Origin of the sequence: Pseudomonas sp. AM4(2022), from assembly GCF_036346515.1 — a bacterium.
GTDB classification, from domain to species: Bacteria; Pseudomonadota; Gammaproteobacteria; order Pseudomonadales; family Pseudomonadaceae; genus Aquipseudomonas; species Aquipseudomonas paracarnis.
In genome coordinates, this window is record NZ_JAOTNW010000010.1 from 17,237 (window position 1) to 33,679 (window position 16,443).

Annotated in this window: 15 protein-coding genes; 8 read left to right on the forward strand and 7 right to left on the reverse strand. The window is 60.5% G+C overall.

Going from position 1 to position 16,443, the window contains the following annotated elements:
• Positions 1–279: 279 nt before the first annotated feature.
• The 4 genes from trpE to ODQ19_RS15310 all read right to left on the reverse strand — a co-directional run bounded on the left by trpE (position 280) and on the right by ODQ19_RS15310 (position 4,553).
• A complete protein-coding gene (gene trpE / locus ODQ19_RS15295; RefSeq protein WP_116667979.1) occupies positions 280–1,761 on the reverse strand; it encodes an anthranilate synthase component I in 1,482 nt (493 codons plus the stop codon).
• Positions 1,762–1,830: 69 nt separating this feature from the next.
• Positions 1,831–2,649 carry a phosphoglycolate phosphatase gene (locus ODQ19_RS15300; protein WP_330210529.1) on the reverse strand — a complete coding sequence of 273 codons (819 nt, stop codon included), beginning with the start codon at positions 2,647–2,649 and terminating at the stop codon, positions 1,831–1,833.
• A complete protein-coding gene (rpe, locus tag ODQ19_RS15305; protein WP_330210530.1) occupies positions 2,646–3,320 on the reverse strand; it encodes a ribulose-phosphate 3-epimerase in 675 nt (224 codons plus the stop codon). Before rpe ends, ODQ19_RS15300 begins: the two co-directional genes overlap by 4 nt.
• An 84-nt stretch (positions 3,321–3,404) precedes the next feature.
• The gene (locus ODQ19_RS15310) at positions 3,405–4,553 is read right to left on the reverse strand and encodes an iron-containing alcohol dehydrogenase (RefSeq protein ID WP_003194705.1); all 1,149 of its coding nucleotides are present in this window, start codon (positions 4,551–4,553) and stop codon (positions 3,405–3,407) included.
• A 213-nt stretch (positions 4,554–4,766) separates the two neighbouring features.
• Here ODQ19_RS15310 and ODQ19_RS15315 point away from each other — a divergent pair, with 213 nt between their 5' ends.
• A complete protein-coding gene (locus ODQ19_RS15315; protein ID WP_330210531.1) occupies positions 4,767–5,741 on the forward strand; it encodes an alpha/beta hydrolase family protein in 975 nt (324 codons plus the stop codon).
• 173 nt (positions 5,742–5,914) lie between these two features.
• On the opposite strand, the gene ODQ19_RS15320 is transcribed toward ODQ19_RS15315, so the two are convergent.
• The 3 genes from ODQ19_RS15320 to ODQ19_RS15330 are packed head-to-tail and all read right to left on the reverse strand — an operon-like array spanning position 5,915 to position 8,380.
• Complete coding sequence (locus tag ODQ19_RS15320; protein WP_330210532.1) at positions 5,915–6,682, reverse strand: TerB family tellurite resistance protein; 768 nt, start codon at positions 6,680–6,682, stop codon at positions 5,915–5,917.
• 1 nt (position 6,683) lies between these two features.
• Positions 6,684–7,358: an N-acetylmuramate alpha-1-phosphate uridylyltransferase MurU gene (murU, locus tag ODQ19_RS15325; protein ID WP_330210533.1), complete on the reverse strand. Its 675-nt coding sequence runs from the start codon at positions 7,356–7,358 to the stop codon at positions 6,684–6,686.
• Positions 7,355–8,380 (reverse strand): aminoglycoside phosphotransferase family protein, encoded by a 1,026-nt coding sequence (locus ODQ19_RS15330; protein ID WP_116667972.1) that lies wholly within the window; start codon positions 8,378–8,380, stop codon positions 7,355–7,357. Before ODQ19_RS15330 ends, murU begins: the two co-directional genes overlap by 4 nt.
• Before the next feature lie 130 nt (positions 8,381–8,510).
• Between ODQ19_RS15330 and ODQ19_RS15335 the strand changes: the two genes are divergently transcribed.
• The 7 genes from ODQ19_RS15335 to glpE all read left to right on the forward strand — a co-directional run bounded on the left by ODQ19_RS15335 (position 8,511) and on the right by glpE (position 16,230).
• Positions 8,511–11,312: an LPS-assembly protein LptD gene (locus ODQ19_RS15335; RefSeq protein WP_330210534.1), complete on the forward strand. Its 2,802-nt coding sequence runs from the start codon at positions 8,511–8,513 to the stop codon at positions 11,310–11,312.
• A complete protein-coding gene (locus ODQ19_RS15340) occupies positions 11,293–12,627 on the forward strand; it encodes a peptidylprolyl isomerase (RefSeq protein ID WP_330210630.1) in 1,335 nt (444 codons plus the stop codon). Before ODQ19_RS15335 ends, ODQ19_RS15340 begins: the two co-directional genes overlap by 20 nt.
• Positions 12,624–13,613, forward strand: a complete 990-nt coding sequence (pdxA, locus tag ODQ19_RS15345) for a 4-hydroxythreonine-4-phosphate dehydrogenase PdxA (RefSeq protein ID WP_330210535.1) — start codon at positions 12,624–12,626, stop codon at positions 13,611–13,613. The genes ODQ19_RS15340 and pdxA overlap by 4 nt, the downstream gene beginning before the upstream one ends.
• On the forward strand, positions 13,610–14,422 hold the full coding sequence (gene rsmA, locus ODQ19_RS15350) for a 16S rRNA (adenine(1518)-N(6)/adenine(1519)-N(6))-dimethyltransferase RsmA (protein ID WP_330210536.1): 813 nt from the start codon (positions 13,610–13,612) through the stop codon (positions 14,420–14,422). The genes pdxA and rsmA overlap by 4 nt, the downstream gene beginning before the upstream one ends.
• A gap of 237 nt (positions 14,423–14,659) precedes the next feature.
• Positions 14,660–15,040, forward strand: a complete 381-nt coding sequence (gene apaG / locus ODQ19_RS15355) for a Co2+/Mg2+ efflux protein ApaG (protein ID WP_099585670.1) — start codon at positions 14,660–14,662, stop codon at positions 15,038–15,040.
• Positions 15,040–15,891, forward strand: a complete 852-nt coding sequence (locus ODQ19_RS15360) for a symmetrical bis(5'-nucleosyl)-tetraphosphatase (protein ID WP_330210537.1) — start codon at positions 15,040–15,042, stop codon at positions 15,889–15,891. Before apaG ends, ODQ19_RS15360 begins: the two co-directional genes overlap by 1 nt.
• A 9-nt stretch (positions 15,892–15,900) precedes the next feature.
• Positions 15,901–16,230, forward strand: coding sequence for a thiosulfate sulfurtransferase GlpE (glpE, locus tag ODQ19_RS15365; RefSeq protein WP_197880483.1), 330 nt, complete (start codon positions 15,901–15,903; stop codon positions 16,228–16,230).
• The last annotated feature ends 213 nt before the right edge of the window (positions 16,231–16,443 follow it).

Below are 16,443 nucleotides of genomic sequence, written 5' to 3' on the forward strand. Positions count from 1 at the left end.
CAAAACAAATGTGGGAGCTGGCTTGCCTGCGATGGCGGTGGATCAGTCACTGAATATCTCGAGTGACACACCGCCATCGCGGACAAGCCCTAATGCCAGTCAGTTAAGCGTACATCGCCCTCTGTAGGAGCGAGCTTGCTCGCGAAAAACCACAACGATAACGCGTGCTTCCTGAATGAACGCGGCGCCTATGAGTTTTTCGCGAGCAAGCTCGCTCCTACAAAAGCCTTAACTGACTGGCATTGGGGCAAGCCCGCTCCCACATTTTTTATTCCAGCTTTAGTCTTGTGGAGTTTGCTCTGCCAATGCCACGGCACGGAACATCGCCCGACGCTTGTTCAGGGTTTCTTCCCACTCAAGGGCCGGCACCGAGTCCGCCACAATCCCGCCGCCGGCCTGCACATGCAGTTCGCCGTCCTTGATCACCGCCGTGCGGATCGCAATGGCGGTGTCCATATTGCCGTTCCAGGCGAAATACCCGACGGCGCCGCCATAGACACCGCGCTTGACCGGCTCCAGTTCGTCGATGATTTCCATCGCACGGATCTTCGGCGCCCCCGACAATGTGCCCGCCGGCAAAATCGCTCGCAGTGCGTCCATCGCCGTCAGCCCGGTTTTCAGTTCGCCGGTGACGTTGGATACGATATGCATCACATTGGAATACCGCTCGATGACCATCTTCTCAGTCAGTTTCACCGAGCCGATTTCCGAAACACGCCCGGTGTCGTTGCGCCCCAGGTCGATCAGCATCAGGTGTTCGGCGATTTCCTTTTCGTCGCTGAGCAGGTCTTCTTCCAGCGCCACGTCGGCTTCTTCGGTCGCGCCACGGGGGCGCGTGCCGGCAATCGGGCGCACGGTGATCAGGTTGTCTTCAACCCGCACCAGCACTTCCGGCGAACTGCCCACGACGTGGAAGTCGCCAAAGTTGAAGAAGTACATATACGGCGTCGGGTTGAAGCAACGCAGTGCGCGGTACAGGTCAATCGGCGCTGCCTTGAAGTCGATGGACATGCGTTGCGACGGCACCACTTGCATGCAGTCACCGGCGAGGATGTATTCCTTGATGGTATCGACGGCGCGCTCGTAGTCATCCTGGGTAAAGCTTGAGCGGAACACCGGGTCGGCTGCCGGTGGGCGGCTGAGGTCCAGGCCGCGACGCGGGGTGATCGGCTGGCGGAGTTTTTCCAGCAGCGCTTCCAGGTTGGCCTGGCCTTGTTCGAATGCATCACCCTGGGCAGGGTCGGCGAGGACAATCGCATGCATCTTACCGGCGAGGTTGTCGAACACTACCACTGCGTCGGACACCATTAGCAAAATATCCGGCACCCCCAACGGGTCTGGGTTCGGGCATTTGCCCAGGCGCTTTTCCACATAGCGCACGCAGTCGTAGCCAAAATACCCCACCAGGCCACCGTTGAAGCGCGGCAGGCCAGCAATGGTCGGCACGTTGTAGCGCGCCTTGAAGGTTTCGACAAAGGCCAGCGGGTCTTCTACGTCATGGCTTTCGATCTCCACGCCGTCATGGGTGATGCTCACATGATGGTCGTGCACCCGCAGCACCGTGCGGCATGGCAGGCCAATGATCGAGTAACGGCCCCACTTCTCGCCGCCTTGTACCGACTCGAGCAGGTAAGAGTTGGGCTCATCGGCCAGCTTCAGGTAGATCGACAGCGGCGTATCGAAGTCGGCCAGGGTTTCGCAAGCCATGGGGATACGGTTGTAGCCGGCAGCGGCCAAACGCAGGAATTCTTCGCGGGTCATGAGGTGCCTCGTGGTGTGAGGGTCAAACAGTCAGGTAGGCAAACGTGCCGCAAACGCGGCCAGGATCAGTCAGGCGCGCCAACGCCAGCGGGCCAGGGCCTTGATGACTTTCATCCAGAGTTTGCGAGTGACCACCACGATGAAGTTTCCAGAAGGGGACGAATCGATGTCGGGCAACGTTATCTCAGCGCCCGCGCCCAAGCAACCGGGGATTAGCAGTCGCAGGTCATCAATGACCAGTGCGGGGGACTCCTCCGCAATCGGCCGGCCGTGGTTGTAACCATAACTCAAGGCCACGCACTGCACGCCCGCCGCTTTGGCAGCCAGCACATCACTGCGCGAATCGCCGACAAACAGCGACTGAGACGCCGGGATATTGGCCATCTTCATCACGAAGAACAGTGCCGCTGGGTCGGGTTTTTTCTGCGGCAAGGTATCGCCGCCGATAATCCAGCGGAAATAGCGACCGATTTTCATCTGGTCCAACAACGGCGCAACGAAGCGCTCCGGCTTGTTGGTGATCAGCGCCATTTCCACGCCCTGCTTGCTCAACCACTTGAGGGTGTCGCGCACGCCGGGGTAAACCACGGTCAGTTCATGGCTGCTTTCATAAGCGGCATTGAACAGCTCCAAGGCATGTTCTGCCTCTACCTCATCCACGCCCGTGGCATCGATGTCGTTGGCCAGGGCCCGGCGCACCAACATCGGCGCGCCATTGCCGACCCACTCGCGCACCGACTCGATGCCTGCCGGCTTGCGCCCCAGCTTGAGCAGCATCTGGTCCACCGCGGCCGCCAGGTCAGGCACCGAGTCGATCAAGGTACCGTCCAGATCGAACATCACCAGCCGTGGCAATTTGCCGGGGAACAACTGCTCAAAACCGCTCATGGACGCGCCAGCGCCAGTTCGGCACGCATCTTGTCGATGACGGCCTGGTAGTCCGGGGAGTTGAAAATCGCCGAGCCGGCCACGAAGGTATCGGCACCCGCTGCGGCGATCTCACGAATATTGTTGACGTTGACCCCGCCGTCGATCTCCAGGCGAATGTCACGCCCCGACGCATCGATCAGTGCACGGGCCTCACGCAGCTTGTTCAAGGTGCCAGGGATGAACTTCTGCCCGCCGAAGCCTGGGTTGACGCTCATCAGCAAGACCATATCGACCTTGTCCATCACGTACTCAAGCACGCTCAGCGGAGTAGCCGGGTTGAATACCAAACCCGCCTTGCAGCCGCCTTCGCGGATCAGTTGCAAGGTGCGGTCAACGTGCAACGTAGCTTCCGGGTGGAAGGTGATGTAAGTCGCACCCGCCTCGATGAAGTCACCGACGATACGGTCCACCGGGCTGACCATCAGGTGCGCATCAATCGGTGCGGTGATGCCGTACTTGCGCAGCGCGGCGCACACCATCGGGCCGATGGTCAGGTTGGGCACGTAGTGGTTGTCCATGACATCGAAGTGCACGAAGTCGGCACCGGCGGCCAACACCTTGTCCACTTCCTCACCCAGGCGGGCGAAGTCGGCAGAGAGAATCGATGGAGCAATGACGAAGGGCTGCATGACGCACCTTTTTTGAGCTAAATCACGATGGCGCGCATTGTATACCTCATGCTTTGCTGCGCGCACCGTGACCTATCTCAACGGTTAGTAAGCTGCCCGGTAGATTTTTTCGATATCGGCGGCGCTGAGCTTGCGCGGGTTGTTACGCATTAAGCGCTCAATGCCTGCGGCTTCGCTGGCCATGGCCGGGATGGCGTCCTCGGGCACGCCGAAACTGCGCAGGCCCGAGGGGATCTCCACCGCCGCACACAGCCGCGTCATCGCCGCTACAGCCTGGTCGGCAGCGTCATTCACACTCAGCCCGGCGATATTGACGCCCATGGCCTGGGCAATGTCCTGCATGCGCTCGACGCAGGCCAACTTGTTCCAGTGCATCACATACGGCAACAACAGCGCGTTGCTTACGCCATGGGCGATGTTGAAGCGACCACCCAACGGGTACGCCAGCGCATGCACGGCTCCGACGCCCGCGTTGCCAAAGGCCATGCCGGCCATCAGGCTGGCGGTGGCCATGTCGTCACGGGCCTGCAGGTTCGCCGGGTTGGCATAAGCCTTGGGCAACGCGCTGGCAATCAATTTGATCGCACCGATAGCCAGGGCGTCGGTAATCGGCGAGGCATTCAGCGACAGGTAGGACTCGATGGCGTGCACCAAGGCGTCCACACCACTGGCGGCCGTGACACCCCGTGGGCAGGTCAAGGTCATTTGCGGGCTGATCAGCGCAACGTCCGGCAGCAAGTAATCACTGACAATGCCTTTTTTCAGCTGTGCGGCCTTGTCGGACAGGATCGCCACGTTGGTCACCTCCGAGCCGGTGCCGGCCGTGGTGGGGATGGCGATCAACGGCGGGCCTTTGCGCGGCACCTGATCGACGCCGAACAGGTCCGCCAGCGCGCCGTGATAACCGGCGTAGGCCGCCACGCTCTTGGCGATGTCGATGGCACTGCCGCCGCCCACACCGATCAGGCCGTCATGCCCGCCTTCGCGGTACGCACGCATGCAGTCCTCGACGATGGCAATTTCCGGATCGGGCAGCACGCGGTCGAAGATTTCGTAGGCTCGATCCCCCAGATGCTCCAGGGCCAGCGCCACGGTGCCCGACTGGACCAGCGCGGCGTCGGTGACGATCAGCGGGTTATCCACATCCAGGCGCGTGAGTTCGGCAGCCAGTTGTTCGATGGCACCTGCGCCGGTCAGCAGTTTGTGGGCAATCTTGAATGAGGAAGTACTCATGTGCGCGGCCTCTTATGAATGATGGGCTGGCACAAGAATAGCCGCCCCTGGCGTGTTGTCTGCCATTCATTGGTTGAATGGTCGCGCCGCGCCCATCAAGGCAGCTAACAAACCGCCGATAGCCTGTTGGTAACGAGAACCGCGCCTCATCCCCCTGACAAATACCGACCAACCCATTAGGCTGCTGGAATCACTTCTGGCCGGGAATCAACGATGCTTTTTATTCACCGTTCGGCACTGCCAGCACTGTGCCTGTCACTCCTGTTTACCAGCGTCTTGCCTGTTCAGGCCGAGGATGCACCCTCGCCTGCCGTCGAAAAAACGGCTGAACGCCAGCCCTTGCCCGAGCGTAGCCAGCAAGAAGCCAGCGCGCTCGAACGGCAGGTGCCGCAGCAGGAACAACAGCAATTGCAGGCCGGTAGCGATTCGTTCCTGGCGCTGTGGAAACCTGCCAACAGCGCCGAAGCCGAAGGTGTGGTGATCCTCATACCAAGTGCTGGGGAGAACGCGGACTGGCCGCAGGCCATCGCGCCTCTGCGGCGCAAGTTACCGGACGCCGCCTGGGCCACCCTCAGCCTATCGTTGCCTGACGTCAGTGTGGACACCCTGCCGCCACGGCTCATCGAGCCGCCTAAAGCGGCGGTCGATACCAGCAGCAAGGAAGGCAGCACCGCTGCCAAGCCGGTCGAACAGGCCGCCAGTGCCGAGGCCGAAGGCACGGACCCGGCGGTGGTGCCGGGGGCGGATGAACAGGACAAGACCGACGCCAAGCGCATCTTCGACCGCATCGACGCCGCCGTCGCCTTCGCCCAGACCCAAAGCGCCCGCAGCGTGGTGTTGCTCGGCCATGGCACCGGGGCCTGGTGGGCGGCACGCTACCTGAGTGAGAAACAACCCTCCCAGGTGCAGAGGCTGGTGATGGTGGCCGGCAAGACGCCCGTAGCTCGCCAACCGGACCTGCAGCAACTGGCGCCGGACTTGAAGGTGCCCACGGCGGATGTGTTCTATCAAGAGGGCGCTCAGGATCGCAAAAACGCCCTGGAGCGACTCCAGGCGGCCAAGCGCTCGAAGAATGACGGCTATAAGCAGGTATCGCTCACAGCGTTGCCCGGCAATAGCGCGGCGCAGCAGGAGCAGTTGTACCGCAGGGTCCGCGGGTGGTTGAGCCCGCAGGGCAGCGCTGACTGACACTCCGCTATCGGGGGCAACATCGCTTTCTGTAGGAGCGAGCTCGCTCGCGAAAAACGTCAACGATAATGCGTGCTTCCTGAATAAACGCGGCGCCTGGGAGTTTTTCGCGAGCAAGCTCGCGCCTACAATTAGGGCTTGCCCCTCCCAGATGGAGTTGAGTGGCGATAGTCTCAACGAAAATCGCGCCGCTCGCGAATCAGCGCATAGGCGTTATGCAACTCACGGGTTCGTTCGGTCGCCTCCCGCACTTGCGCGGGGCTGGCACCCGTGCCGGCGATCTTGTCCGGATGGTGACGGCTGAGCAGTCGGCGGTAGGCGCGCTTGATCACCGAAGGCTCAGTGGTTGCCGTCACCCCCAGGATACGCAACGCCTCCTGATAGGCACCGCCACGATTGGCCACGGGCTTGCGCTCCGGCGCGTAATCGGTCGCCAATGCCTGCAGCTGCTGCGGCGTCCAGCCCAGCCACCTGCCCCACTGGTCGATCAGGTCGCGCTCGGCAGCATCCGCCCGACCGTCCGCCCACGCCATGCGCCAACAGGCGCGCAGTACGCCTTCCGCCGCATGGGGCTGCGTCTTGAGCACCCGCAGGTAACTGCGTACCCGGTCGCTGCCGGATTTACCCCGGTTGAAGGCGCTGATCGCGCGGCGCTGGGCCGGCTCACTCATATCCAGTGCGCGCATTTCCTGGCGCGCTTGCTGGATATGCCCATCGACAACCCGGCCATTACTCTTGGCCAGGCGTCCCAGCAGCACAAACAATAGTTCGTCGTTGCGCAAGGCCGGGCGCCCACCCAAGCGTTCACGTAACTGCGCCCAGCTGTGCAGTTGCAAACGGCGGTCCAGCGCCTGCCCCAGCAATGCCCCCAACAAAGCCCCCGGAATACTGGCAATGGCAAAGCCAACCCCGGCGCCGATCAGCGTCCCTGGCCACAACATCCTACTGCCCCGCTGTCAGCAAGGTTTCGACCTGCGCCAGTCGCTCCAGCGTCCCCACATCCACCCAGCGTCCTGCCATATGCTCCCCCGTTACCAAACCTTTGGCCATGGCCTCGCGCAACAGCGGGGCCAACTTGAAGGCACCGGCGCTGCAACCCGCGAACAATTTAGGGTCGAGCACTGAAATGCCACTGAAGGTCAGGTTATCGGCACCGGGCGCGGCATCATGAAGCCGCCCCTGATCTAGATAGAAGTCACCGCCGGAGGGGTGATGCGCCGGATTATCGACCATCACCAAGTGGGCCAAGCCCTGGAGCGGCTGCCGCAATTGGCTGAAGTCATAATCGGTCCAGATATCACCATTGACCACCACAAAGGGCTCATCCCCCAGCAATGGCAGCGCCTGGAAAATCCCACCACCGGTTTCCAGCGGCTCGCCTTCGGCCGAATAGCGGATACGCAAGCCGAACTGGGCGCCATCGCCCAGGTAGCTTTCGATCTGCTCGCCGAGCCAGGCGTGGTTGATCACGATCTCGGTAAACCCGGCCTTTGCCAGCGCTTCAAGATGGTATTCGATCAATCGTTTGCCGCCCGCCTGTACCAGCGGCTTGGGCGTGTGCAGGGTGAGCGGACGCATGCGCTCGCCCTTCCCCGCCGCCAGGATCATCGCCTTCATACGATGGCCTCGGCGGGCTGGCGCAGGCTGGCGAGCAATTCGCCCAGATCGCTCAACTCAGGCCGGTCGGCCAGCACCGCTTCTATATAAGCAAAGAAACGCGGCACGTCGGCCAGGTAGCGTGGCTTGCCGTCGCGGTGGCAGATACGCGAAAAAATGCCGATAACCTTGAGGTGACGCTGCACGCCCATCAGGTCGCTGGCACGCAGGAACTCTTCAAAGTCGTCCTGTACGGGAATCCCCAGCTGCCCGGCGCGCTGCCAATAGCCGCGCTGCCATTCACGCACGCGGGCCTGGGGCCAACTGAGGAAGGCGTCCTTGAACAGGCAGGTTATGTCATAGGTCACCGGGCCGTAGACCGCGTCCTGGAAATCCAGCACGCCAGGGCTCGGCTCACTGATCATCAGGTTGCGCGGCATGTAGTCGCGGTGCACCAGCACCTTGGGCTGGGCCAGGGCGCTGTCGATCAACTGCTGGCTGGCACGTTGCCAGAGGGCTTGTTGCTCAGGGTCGAGGTCGATGCCCAGGTGACGACGCACGTACCATTCCGGGAACAGTTCGAGCTCGCGACGCAATAAGGCCACGTCATAGCTGGGCAGTGGTGCATCCATCGGCAATTGCTGGAAAGCCAGCAGCGCGTCGATGGCATCGGCAAATAATTGATCGGCATTTTCACCGTCAATCACGTCCAGATAGGTTTTTCTGCCCAGGTCATTGAGCAAAAGAAAGCCACGAGGCAGATCTTCTGCATAAATTTTTGGCACATTTATTCCCGATTTCGCGAGCAAATGCGCGATATCGACGAAAGGTTTGCAGTTTTCCTGGGGGGGTGGCGCGTCCATGACGACGAACGTATGGGCACCGCCCTCCCATCGGAAGTAACGCCTGAAACTCGCGTCGCTGCTGGCCGCGGTCAATGTGGCCGGGGGCACGGGGCCCCAGTCCTGAGCGTTGAAAAGAATCGGCAACTGCTCATCCAGCCAGACTTCCAGCTGTTGTAAACGTAGATCTTGCTCGGGCATTACAAGGGTCTCCGACGGCGCTAGCCGTCAAGCGGGGCATGCTTTATTATCACGCATCTTTTTCAGACCATCGAGAGGCGTGCGGCCCAAACCGCGGGCAGATGGCACGCAGGAAGCCCGGACTAATAAGATGGCATTGAAATCCCCCGCGTTTCGTAGAAAATTTCCGTTGCTGGTAACCGGCAGTCTGCTGGCCTTGCAACCTTTCGCCACCTCATTCGTGGTCGCCGCGGAACAGTATGACTGCTCAGTCTCTGCTTCGGGTGCCTGGGATTGCGCGCCGAAGACGGCCGCCGCCCCATTGCCACCGCGCCCGGTGCATGACGGTGCTGCCGTCAGCTCGGCCAACAGCACGCCGCAAGGCAAAGCTGGCGGCAGCGTCGACGCCGAACCCAAGACCATGCTGGTCACCGAAGCCAAAGGCCGTGGCCTGCGTTCGCGCAGTGCCGACTACAGCCACCTGGACTGGGTACCTCGCGACAAGCTGACCGCAGCACAGTTGGCCGAAACCGGCCCTTACTGCGGCGGCGCGTACATCGAGCCGACTCGTCCTGGCATGAACGACAAGACGAACAAGAGCGATGCACCGACCTTCATCGGCGCCAAGGCCTCTCGTTACGAGCAGGAGCAGCAGGTCGCGACCCTGGCTGGTGACGTGGTCATGCGCCAGGGCAGCATGCAGCTGGAAGCGGACGAAGCCAGCCTGTACCAGGCCGAGAACCGTGGCGAGCTGAACGGCAAAGTGCGACTGCGCGACAACGGCGCGCTGATCGTGGGCGACCATGCCCAGGTTCAGCTCGACACCGGCGCCGCCCAGATCGACAACGCCGAATACGTGATGCACAAGTCGCGCATTCGCGGTAACGCCCTCTACGCCAAGCGTGCCGAGAACGCGATTATCCGTCTCAAGGACGGTACGTACACCACCTGCGAGCCGGACAGCAACGCCTGGCAGCTCAAGGGCAACAACATCACGTTGAACCCGGCCACCGGTTTCGGTACGGCGACCAACGCGACGTTGCGGGTCAAGAACATCCCGATCCTGTACACCCCGTATATCTACTTCCCGATCGACGACCGTCGTCAATCCGGCTTCCTGCCGCCGAGCTTCAGCACCGGTGGGGAAACTGGCTTTACGCTGGTAACACCGTACTACTTCAACCTGGCGCCGAACTACGATGCCACGTTGTACCCGCAGTACATGACCAAGCGCGGCATGTTGATGGAGGGCGAGTTCCGCTATCTGACCAAGTCGAGTGAAGGGCAATTTGGTGGGGCGTATCTCAACGACGACAATGACGAGCGGAAGAAACAGACCGATTACGAAAAAACCCGCTATATGCTCAATTGGCAGCATAAGGGTGGGTTAGATTCGCGTCTGACGACCTTGGTTGATTACACCAAGATCAGTGATCCGTTCTATTTCCAGGATTTGAAGTCCTACCAGGAAGGCGTTCAGAGCCAGGACTTCCTGAACCAACAGGGTACCGTGAGCTACCGTGGCGACAGCTACCAGGCTGCCGTGAACTTACAGTCGTACCAGTTGGCGACGATTTCCCAGATCACTCCATATGATCGACTACCGCAGATTACCTTTAACGGTACGCTCCCGTTTCAACCGGCGGGGCTGAACTTCTCTTATGAGACCGAAGCAGTCAGGTTTGATCGTGACCTGCGTAGCGGCAGAGTGCTCGACAAAGATGGCGGCCCGTTCGATCCTGTAACAGGCCTTCTCGGTGAAAAGCGTCTGGATGACAACGTAACAGGTTTGACCCGTGCAAACGGTACCCGTCTGAACGTTGCTCCAGCTGTCTCTTACCCGATGAACTGGAGCTACGGCTTTATCACGCCGAAGTTGAAGTACGTCTATACCAAATATGATTTGGATCTTGATGGTAAAGGCAAGTCGCAATTACCTGTCGGCCAGACCTTTGACAGCTCGCAAGATCGCTCTGTACCTATCGCCAGCATCGACAGCGGCCTGTACTTCGACCGTAAAACCAATTGGTTCGGCAAAGACTACAACCAGACCCTCGAACCTCGTGCGTTCTACCTCTACGTACCGAATAGAGATCAAACCGAGATCCCAGTCTTCGACACCAGCGAAAACTCTTTCAGCTACTCCTCGCTGTTCCGGGATAACCGCTTCAGTGGTTCTGACCGTATCGGTGACGAGAACAAGCTGTCCTTTGGGCTTACCAGCCGTTGGATCGAAGAAAATGGCTTCGAACGTCAGCGTGCATCGATTGGTCAAGCGATGTACTTCAAGGATCGCGAAGTTCAATTGCCAGGCGTAGATGCCAAGACACGTGATGATGCGCACTCGAACGTATCTCCTGTTGCACTGGAGTACGAGTTCCGCTTCAACCGCGACTGGCGCGCCACAGCCGACTACAACTGGGATACCGAGACCCATAGTCCTCGCTCCGGCAGCGCAATGTTCCACTACCAGCCGGAAGACAACCCAAACAAGGTCGTCAACCTGGGCTACCGCTATCGCAACGACCAAGTTGTCTACAACCAGCTGACCGGCAAATGGCAGTTTGGCGGCGACTTTGGCCAGGAAGGTGACAAAGATTTCGTGAAGGATTACTACAAAATCCAACAACACGACTTCTCGATGATGTGGCCGATCATTCCCCAGTGGAACCTGATCACCCGCTGGCAGTATGACTATGCCCGCAACCGTACCCTGGAAGCCTTTGGTGGTTTCGAGTACGACAACTGCTGCTGGAAACTGCGCGTCATCAACCGTTACTGGGTTTCCAACGACGAATACACGCAGATCGCCCCTCAGAACGAAAAGGGTGACCACGGGCTCTTCTTCCAGATCGTCCTTAAAGGACTCGGCGGCCTGACCGGCGCCAAGGTAGAGAGCTTCCTCGACAAAGGCATTGAAGGTTATCGTGAACGTGAAGACAAAGCTTTCTGAGTGTTTGCGCCCGCTAGTGCTGGGCGCGCTGTTCCTGGGTACTGTTTCGGCACACGCCGCGGTTCAACAGCTGGATAAAGTAGCGGCCATCGTCGACAACGACGTGATCATGCAGAGCCAGCTGGACCAACGGGTCAAGGAAGTTCAGCAAACCATCGCCAAGCGTGGCGGTGGCGTGCCGCCGACCAGCGTTCTGGAACCCCAGGTACTGGAGCGTCTGATCGTCGAAAACCTGCAACTGCAGATTGGCGACCGTTCCGGCATCCGTATTTCGGACGAAGAACTGAACCAGGCCGTCGGCACCATCGCTCAGCGCAACAATATGAGCATTGATCAGTTCCGCGCCGCCCTGGCTCACGATGGTCTGTCCTATGAGGACGCCCGTGACCAGATCAAGCGCGAAATGATCATCAGCCGTGTGCGCCAGCGCCGTGTGGCCGAGCGGGTTCAGGTGTCCGAGCAGGAAGTGAAGAACTTCCTGGCTTCGGACCTGGGCAAGATGCAGCTTTCCGAAGAGTTGCACCTGGCTAATATCCTGATTCCTACCCCGGACGGAGCCAACTCTGAGCAGCTCAATGCCGCCGCCGCTAAAACCCAGGCGATCTACGAGCGCCTGAAAGCGGGTGCGGACTTTGCCCAGATGGCTATTTCTCAGTCCGGCAGCGACAACGCCCTCGAAGGCGGCGACATGGGCTGGCGTAAAGCCGCTCAATTGCCACCTCCGTTTGATCGCGAATTGAGCGCCATGGAAGTCGGCGGCATCACCCAGCCAGCCCGCACCCCGGGTGGCTTCATCATCCTGAAGCTGCTGGAACGTCGCGGCGGCGAAACTTCGTTGAAAGACGAGGTACACGTTCGTCACATCCTGGTCAAACCGAGCGAAATCCGCACCGAGGCACAAACCAAGGAACTGGCCCAGAAGATCTACGACCGCATTGAAAGCGGTGAAGACTTCGCCACCCTGGCTAAAAGCTTCTCGGAAGACCCAGGCTCTGCCCTTAACGGCGGCGATCTGAACTGGATCGACCCGAAAGCCCTGGTGCCTGAGTTCCAGCAAGTTATGGCCGAGACACCACAAGGCGTATTGTCCAAGCCCTTCAAGACTCAGTACGGCTGGCATGTCCTGGAAGTCCTTGGCCGTCGCGCCACGGACAACACCACCCAGGCCCGCGAGCAGCAAGCCCTGAGCGTACTGCGTAACCGCAAATACGACGAAGAGCTGCAAACCTGGCTGCGTCAGATCCGCGACGAAGCCTACGTAGAGAACAAGCTGCCAGGCGCCGAGCAAACAGGCACCGACCAGGCAACCCAGTGAAACCCCAGCGTTTCGCGGTGACACCCGGCGAGCCGGCCGGCATTGGTCCAGACCTGTGCCTGCTGCTTGCCTCGCAACCCCAGCCACACCCTCTGATTGCCATTACCAGCCGCGACCTGCTCCTTGAGCGGGCCGCGCAACTGGGTGTGGCCGTCAACCTGCTGGACGTGGCGCCAGGCAACTGGCCCGACCTGCCGGCCCCCGCCGGTAGCCTGTATGTGTGGGACACCCCGCTGCAGGCCAAGGTGGTTACCGGGCAGTTGAACACGGCCAACGCGGCATTTGTGCTGGAGACGTTGACCCGTGCAGGCCAAGGCTGCATCGACGGCGACTTTGCCGGCATGATCACCGCACCGGTGCACAAGGGCGTGATCAACGAATCCGGCATCGCCTTTTCCGGCCATACCGAATTCCTCGCGGAACTGACCCATACCGCTCAAGTGGTGATGATGCTCGCCACCCGCGGCCTGCGTGTGGCGCTGGTGACCACCCATTTGCCGTTGCGTGAAATCGCCGATGCCATCACTGCCGAGCGTGTGGAGCGTGTCACGCGCATCCTGCACAGCGACCTGCAACACAAATTCGGCATTGCCCAACCGCGTATCCTGGTTTGTGGGCTTAACCCCCACGCCGGTGAAGGCGGCCACTTGGGTCATGAAGAAATCGACATCATTGAACCGACATTAAAGCGCCTGCGCCAAGAAGGCATGGACCTACGTGGCCCATTGCCTGCAGACACCCTGTTTACCCCCAAATATCTGGAGCACTGCGACGCAGTGCTGGCGATGTACCACGACCAGGGGCTGCCCGTGCTGAAGTACAAAGGCTTCGGCGCCGCAGTCAACGTGACACTGGGCCTGCCGATCATCCGCACCTCTGTCGACCATGGCACTGCCCTGGACCTCGCAGGCAGCGGCAAGATCGATACCGGCAGCCTGCACGTAGCCCTGGAAACCGCCTATCAGATGGCCGAGACCCGTATATGACTGAGCATTACCAACACCGGGCGCGCAAGCGCTTCGGGCAAAACTTCCTGCACGACGCTGGCGTGATCGACCGCATCCTGCGTTCCATCCATGCCAAGCCAGAAGACCGCCTGCTGGAAATCGGCCCGGGCCAGGGCGCGCTGACCCAGGGCCTGCTGGCCAGCGGCGGGCAACTGGACGTGGTGGAACTGGACAAGGACCTGATCCCGATCCTCAACCAGCAGTTCGCCGACAAGCCCAATTTCAACCTGCACCAGGGCGATGCGCTGAAGTTCGACTTCAACAGCCTTAACGCTGCGCCCAACACCCTGCGAGTGGTGGGTAACCTGCCATACAACATTTCCACGCCGCTGATTTTCCACCTGCTGAACAACGCCGGGATCATCCGCGACATGCACTTCATGCTGCAAAAGGAAGTGGTGGAACGCTTGGCCGCAGGCCCTGGCGGTGGTGATTGGGGCCGTTTGTCGATCATGGTCCAGTATCACTGCCGCGTGGAGCACCTGTTCAACGTCGGCCCGGGCGCGTTCAACCCGCCGCCGAAGGTTGATTCAGCCATCGTGCGCCTGGTGCCACATGCCGTACTGCCCCACCCGGCCAAGGACCACAAACTGCTGGAACGCGTTGTGCGTGAAGCGTTCAACCAGCGCCGCAAGACCTTGCGTAACACCCTCAAGGCCCTGCTGAGCAATGCCGAGATCGAAGCTGCCGGCGTTGATGGAAGCCTGCGCCCCGAGCAACTGGACCTGGCCGCGTTCGTGCGCCTGGCTGACCAGCTTGCCATCCAGCCCGCAGCGACCGAGGAGTAAGGCTCAACACCCTCCAATGTGGGAGCGGGCTTGCTCGCGAATGCGGTGCGTCAGTCAACTGATCTATAACTGATCCACCGTATTCGCGAGCAAGCCCGCTCCCACAGGTTTAACCGCGTTACGTTGATAGAGTCGTTTCATCAAGTTCAAGAGCCCAGACAGCATGTCTGGCCTAGTGCCCACCTCTTGGCCTAGACTGACCCGCATCTGCTGTCCTTCGCTTTTAAGGCCTCTTGCATGTCCGATCCTCGCTATCAGATAGACGTCAGCGTCGTCACCCGCTTCCTGGCGGACCAATCGCAACCCGAACATAACCGCTTCGCCTTTGCCTACACCATCACGGTGAAGAACAACGGGCTGGTGCCGGCCAAGCTGCTGTCGCGCCACTGGGTCATCACCGATGGCGACGGCCAGGTCGAGGAAGTGCGCGGGGCAGGCGTTGTCGGCCAGCAGCCGTTGATCGACATAGGCGCCAGCCACACTTATAGCAGCGGCACGGTGATGACTTCCAAGGTCGGCACCATGCAAGGCTCGTATCAAATGAAGGCCACCGACGGCCAACTGTTCGATGCAATCATCAAGCCCTTCCGCCTGGCCGTGCCAGGAGCCCTGCACTGATGGCGACGTACGCGGTCGGCGATCTGCAAGGCTGCCTGGACCCTCTCAAGCGCCTGCTGGAGCGCGTAGCCTTCGAGCCGGCAAATGATCGCTTGTGGTTGGTGGGCGATCTGGTCAACCGCGGCCCGCAGTCCCTGGAAACCCTGCGCTACCTCCATAGCCTGCGTGATTCGCTGGTATGCGTGCTGGGCAACCATGATTTGCACTTGCTTGCGGCCGGCAACAATATCGAGCGCCTCAAAAAAGGCGACACCCTGCGGGAAATCCTCGAAGCCCCGGACCGCGCTCAACTGCTCGACTGGCTGCGCCGGCAAAAACTCATGCACTATGACGAGGACCGCAACATGGCCTTGGTGCATGCCGGTATCCCGCCGCAGTGGACACTGAAAAAAGCCCTCAAGTGCGCCGCCGAAGTTGAAAGTGCATTGGCCGATGACAACCTGTACACCGCTTACCTCGACGGCATGTACGGCAACGATCCGGTGAAGTGGGACAACGACCTCACGGGCGTGGCCCGCCTGCGAGTCATCACCAACTACTTCACGCGGATGCGCTTCTGCACGGCCGAAGGCAAACTGGACCTCAAGAGCAAGGAAGGCGCCGACACCGCCCTCCCCGGCTACAAGCCCTGGTTCGCCCACAAGGAACGCAAGACCCGTGACACAAAGATCATCTTTGGCCACTGGGCTGCGCTGGAAGGCAAGTGCGATGAACCCGGCGTGTTCGCCCTCGACACCGGTTGCGTGTGGGGCGGCGCCATGACCCTGATGAACATCGACACGGGCGAGCGCCTCGACTGCCAGTGCCAATCCCCTCTTTCCATTACCCCGCCGGCCGCCACCAAGCCATAGGAGCCCGCCATGACCGAATTCAAACGTATCCCCCCCGAACAAGCCCAGGCCCTGCGCGAGCAAGGTGCTGTAGTCGTCGACATCCGCGACCAGCCTACCTACGCCGCCGCCCACATCAGCGGCGCAAAGCACCTGGACAACGTCAACATCGCCGACTTCATACGCGCCGCCGACCTCGATGCGCCACTGATCGTCGCCTGCTACCACGGCAATTCCAGCCAGAGCGCAGCCGCGTATCTGATCAGCCAGGGTTTCTCTGACGTCTATAGCCTGGACGGCGGGTTTGAGCTGTGGCGTACGACCTATCCTGCGGAAATTTCTTCAGGCGATTCGCAATAATTTTTTTCACACCCCGCTACCCCGCGTGACGCTTGGGCTTGCGCCGTTTCTGACGAACGGCGCAGCCAAACTAATTGCGCATCGCGCCTTGACCTCCCGGATTCCGAACTATCCTTAAGCGCAGGCCATCCGAATCAGGGGAGAGCCGGTACACCGGCGTACGGGTCATCGGTAGCGTTTCAGGGTGTTCTGGGGGGAAAACAGCCATTGGCG